The organism is Actinoplanes sp. NPDC051633, assembly GCF_040681735.1.
Classification (GTDB): domain Bacteria; phylum Actinomycetota; class Actinomycetes; order Mycobacteriales; family Micromonosporaceae; genus Actinoplanes.
Window position 1 is genome coordinate 1 of the sequence record NZ_JBFAZH010000701.1, and the last position, 4,158, is coordinate 4,158.

At 72.6% G+C, this 4,158-nt stretch carries 5 protein-coding genes; 3 read left to right on the top strand and 2 right to left on the bottom strand.

Translation table 11 applies throughout. The features are described from left to right. Window positions 1–112: 112 nt before the first annotated feature. Entirely contained in the window at window positions 113–640 is a 528-nt protein-coding gene (locus AB0M20_RS30090; RefSeq protein WP_364303695.1) for a PH domain-containing protein, read from the bottom strand. Beyond that, window positions 637–858, bottom strand: coding sequence for a hypothetical protein (locus AB0M20_RS30095; RefSeq protein ID WP_364303696.1), 222 nt, complete (start codon window positions 856–858; stop codon window positions 637–639). Before AB0M20_RS30095 ends, AB0M20_RS30090 begins: the two co-directional genes overlap by 4 nt. A gap of 369 nt (window positions 859–1,227) precedes the next feature. On the opposite strand from AB0M20_RS30095, the gene AB0M20_RS30100 reads away from it, so the two are divergent. The 3 genes from AB0M20_RS30100 to AB0M20_RS30110 form a co-directional block, all read left to right on the top strand. Next, window positions 1,228–2,328, top strand: coding sequence for a MoxR family ATPase (locus AB0M20_RS30100; protein ID WP_364303698.1), 1,101 nt, complete (start codon window positions 1,228–1,230; stop codon window positions 2,326–2,328). An 86-nt stretch (window positions 2,329–2,414) separates the two neighbouring features. After that, on the top strand, window positions 2,415–3,407 hold the full coding sequence (locus tag AB0M20_RS30105) for a DUF58 domain-containing protein (protein ID WP_364303699.1): 993 nt from the start codon (window positions 2,415–2,417) through the stop codon (window positions 3,405–3,407). Continuing rightward, on the top strand, window positions 3,404–4,158 hold a 755-nt coding region (locus tag AB0M20_RS30110), incomplete at its 3' end, for a VWA domain-containing protein (RefSeq protein WP_364303697.1). The genes AB0M20_RS30105 and AB0M20_RS30110, both read left to right, overlap by 4 nt.

Consider the following 4,158-nt stretch of genomic DNA (forward strand, 5'->3'; position numbering starts at 1 on the left):
GGCGGCCGTCCGCGGATGGCGCCCGACCCGGGGGCTGTGCCGCTTCCGGCCGCTGGGGCTTGGTGGCCGCCCGAGGCCGGATGGGGCGGCTCCGGATGGGCGTCGGTCGCGGTCACAGGCCCTCGGCCCGGTCCTCGCCGAGCGCGGTGAGCCGGTCACGCAGGCGGGACGCCTCGGCGGGCGGCAGGCCGGGGACCCGGGCGTCACTGGCCGCGGCGGCGGTGTGCAGCTGGACGGTGGCCAGCTGGAACGCGCGCTCCAGCGGGCCGGCCGTGACGTCCACGTACTGCATCCGGGCGTACGGGACGATGGACAGGCGGCGGATCACCAGGCCGTGGCGGACGAGCAGGTCGTTCTCGCGCTCCGCGTACCCCCATGCCCGGACCGCTCGCACCGTCACGATGGACCGCCAGACGGCCATGACCACCACCGCGGCCATGGCGGCGAGCCACACCCAGTGGTTCGCCAGCATCCACCCGACCACCAGGCCGGCCAGCACCACGACGACCCAGATGGTGCGGGAGATCAACTCCACAGTGATCAGCTTGGGGGAGACGCGGCGCCACTCGACGGCGTCCGGCCACGGTTCCAGAGGGTTGAGGTCGGCGTGGGCAACCCCGGCGGGCGACGGCTCGGTCACGTGCCAAGCCTAGGAGATATCGGAGCGAACGGCTGCACCTCGCGGAGGAACCCCCGGGCGCTCAGGAAGTCGCCGAGGGATCGACGATGATCTTCGCAGGCCAGCCACGTCTTGCGGCGTTCGGCGGTGTGCAGTTTCGGGTTCTGCCACAGCAGCCGCCAGGCTGCCGGCGCACGACAACCCTTGGCTGAGCACTGGATTTCCGCCACCTCGACCACCCGGCAACCATAGCTCCGAGCGGGAGAATTACGCGCCGGGCGACCACGGGGGAAGTCGCCCGGCGACGCATCGAATCTTACACACTTGATCGGCTGCCCCGTCCACCCCGCCGGCGTGGGAGTTCCGGCTAATCGCGAAGAAAGATCATGTCCGGCGGGTAAAAGTCCGCCTGCCCGGACGCTCTCAGCTCGCTCGTGTAAGTCTTGAGCGTCGGCATCCACGCCGGCACGTCCTTATACCGCTGTGGAGGACCGGTGGCCCAGCCGACCACGCCCGATACCGACGCACACCACGCCGCACCTCCGGCCGCCCCGAAGGGGCCTGGATCCTCCGCCCTTGCCGAAGGCTCAGCGGCCGGTGGCGGCGCAGTGCCGCCGGCCCAGGACGCGAGCCAGCTCGAGCGCGCGATGTTCGAGGTCAAGCGGGTGATCGTCGGGCAGGACAGGATGGTCGAGCGCATGTTCGTGGCGCTGCTCGCGCGCGGGCACTGCCTGCTCGAGGGGGTCCCCGGCGTCGCCAAGACGCTGGCCGTGGAAACCCTGGCCAAGGTGGTCGGCGGCACGTTCTCGCGCATCCAGTTCACGCCCGACCTGGTCCCGGCGGACATCGTCGGCACCCGGATCTACCGCCAGTCGAGCGAGAAGTTCGACGTCGAGCTGGGCCCGGTGTTCGTCAACTTCCTGCTCGCCGACGAGATCAACCGGGCGCCGGCGAAGGTGCAGTCCGCGCTGCTCGAGGTAATGGCCGAGCACCAGGTGTCGATCGGTGGCGAGTCGCACGAGGTGCCCGACCCGTTCCTGGTGATGGCCACCCAGAACCCGATCGAGCAGGAGGGCGTCTACCCGCTGCCCGAGGCGCAGCGCGACCGCTTCCTGATGAAGATCCTGGTCGGCTACCCGACCGACGCCGAGGAGCGGGAGATCGTCTATCGGATGGGCGTCAGCCCGCCCGAGCCGCAGGCCGTCTTCACCCCGGAGGACCTGCTCGGCCTGCAGCGCCGCACCGATCAGGTGTTCGTGCACAACGCGCTGGTCGACTACACGGTCCGGCTGGTGCTGGCCACTCGCGCCCCGGCTCAGCACGGCATGCCCGACGTGGCCCAGCTGGTGCAGTACGGGGCCAGCCCGCGCGCCTCGCTCGGCATCGTCCGGGCCACCCGCGCGCTGGCCCTGATGCGCGGCCGCGACTACGCACTGCCGCAGGACGTGCAGGACATCGTCCCCGACATCCTCCGCCACCGGCTGGTGCTCAGCTACGACGCGCTCGCCGACGACATCCCGGCCGACCACATCGTCGCCCGCATCATGCAGACCGTGCCGGTCCCGTCGGTCGCCTCCCGCCAGGGCACCTCGCCCAACGGCCACCAGCCGACCCTCCAGCCGACCAGCGGTGCGCCGGCGCTGCCGCAGGAGCAGCCGCACCACCAGCCGCACCACCAGCCGAGCAACCCCTGGCCGGGCCAGCTGTGACCCAGCCCCCCGCACCCGTCCCGGCATCCCTCTCGGCGGCCCTCCCGGCCGGCGACGACGGGGGCACCGCCCGGGCCGAGGCCGTCCTGTCCCGGCTCCAGCTGCTGGTGACGCGCAAGCTGGACGGTCTGTTGCAGGGGGACTACGTCGGGTTGCTGCCCGGGCCGGGCAGCGAGGCGGGGGAGTCGAGGGAGTACCGCGCCGGCGACGACGTGCGCCGGATGGACTGGCCGGTGACCGCGCGGACCACCACGCCGCACGTGCGCCGGACGGTGGCCGACCGCGAGCTGGAGACGTGGATGGCCATCGACCTGTCCGCCAGCCTCGACTTCGGCACCGCGCAGTGGCTCAAGCGCGACCTGGTGATCGCCGCGGCCGCGGCCATGGCACATCTGACCGTGCGCGGTGGCAATAGAATCGGTGCGGTGGTGGGCACCGGTTCCGGCCAGGTGGTCCGCGAGTCGCGCTCGTGGGGCCGCCGTAAGCACGCGGCAACCGCCGCCTCGCAGGGGCCGGGCTTCTCCGCGCCGCCCGGGGCACCGGGCGCCGGCGGCAACACGGACTCGATCGTGCGGATGCCGGCTCGCCCCGGGCGCAAGGAGGCACAGGGCCTGTTGCGGGCGATCGCGCGTACCCAGGTCAGGCCCGGCCGCACCGATCTGGGTGAGCTGATCGACCGGCTCAACCGCCCGCCTCGCCGGCGGGGTGTCGCCGTGGTGATCTCCGACTTCCTGGCGCCGGTCGAGTCGTGGGCACGACCGGTGCGCAAGCTCGGCGTGCGGCACGACGTGCTGGCCATCGAGGTGGTCGACCCGCGTGAGCTGGAGCTGCCCGACGTCGGCGTGCTGACCCTGGCCGATCCGGAGACCGGCGCGCTGCACGAGGTGCAGACCGCCGACCCGGCGCTGCGGCGGCGCTACGCGGAGGCGGCCGGCGAGCAGCGCGGCGCGATCGCCCGGGCCCTGCGCGCGGCCGGCGCGGCCCACCTGCGCCTGCGTACCGACACCGACTGGTTGCTGGACACAGTTCGATTCGTCGCCGCCCAGCGGCATGCACGCACCCGGGGGACCACCCGATGATTCGCTTCCTGCAGCCGCTGTGGCTGCTCGCCCTGCTCCCGGTGATCGCGGTCGCCGCGGTCTACGTGTGGCGGCAGTTCCGCAAGCGGCAATACGCGATGAAGTTCACCAACGTCGACCTGCTGCGCACGCTGGCGCCGCGCGGGCTGGGCTGGCGCCGGCACGCGGCCGCGGGGGCGTTCCTGCTCAGCCTGGTCGCGCTGGGCACGGCGATGGCCCGGCCCTCGGTGGACAAGGAGGAGCCGCTCGAGCGGGCCACCGTGATGCTGGCGATCGACGTGTCGCTCTCCATGGAGGCCGACGACGTCCAGCCGAACCGGATCGAGGCGGCGCAGGAGGCGGCGAAGGCGTTCGTTCAGGAGCTGCCGCCGACCTACAACCTGGGGCTGGTGTCGTTCGCGAAATCGGCGAACGTGCTGGTGTCGCCGACCAAGGACCGGGCCGAGGTGATCGCCGGGATCGACGGGCTGACGCTGGCCGAGGCGACCGCGACCGGCGAGGCCGTCTTCACCTCGCTGGACGCGATCCGCTCGGTGCCGGCCGACGGCGCGAACGGCGCGCCACCGGCCCGGATCGTGCTGCTGTCCGACGGATACCGCACCTCCGGCAGGTCCATCGAGGACGCCGGCGCGGCCGCGCTGGCCGCGAACGTGCCGGTGTCGACGATCGCCTTCGGCACCGACTCCGGTGTGGTGGACATCCGCGGGTCGCTGCAGCGGGTGCCGGTGGACCGGCTGTCGCTGCAGCAGCT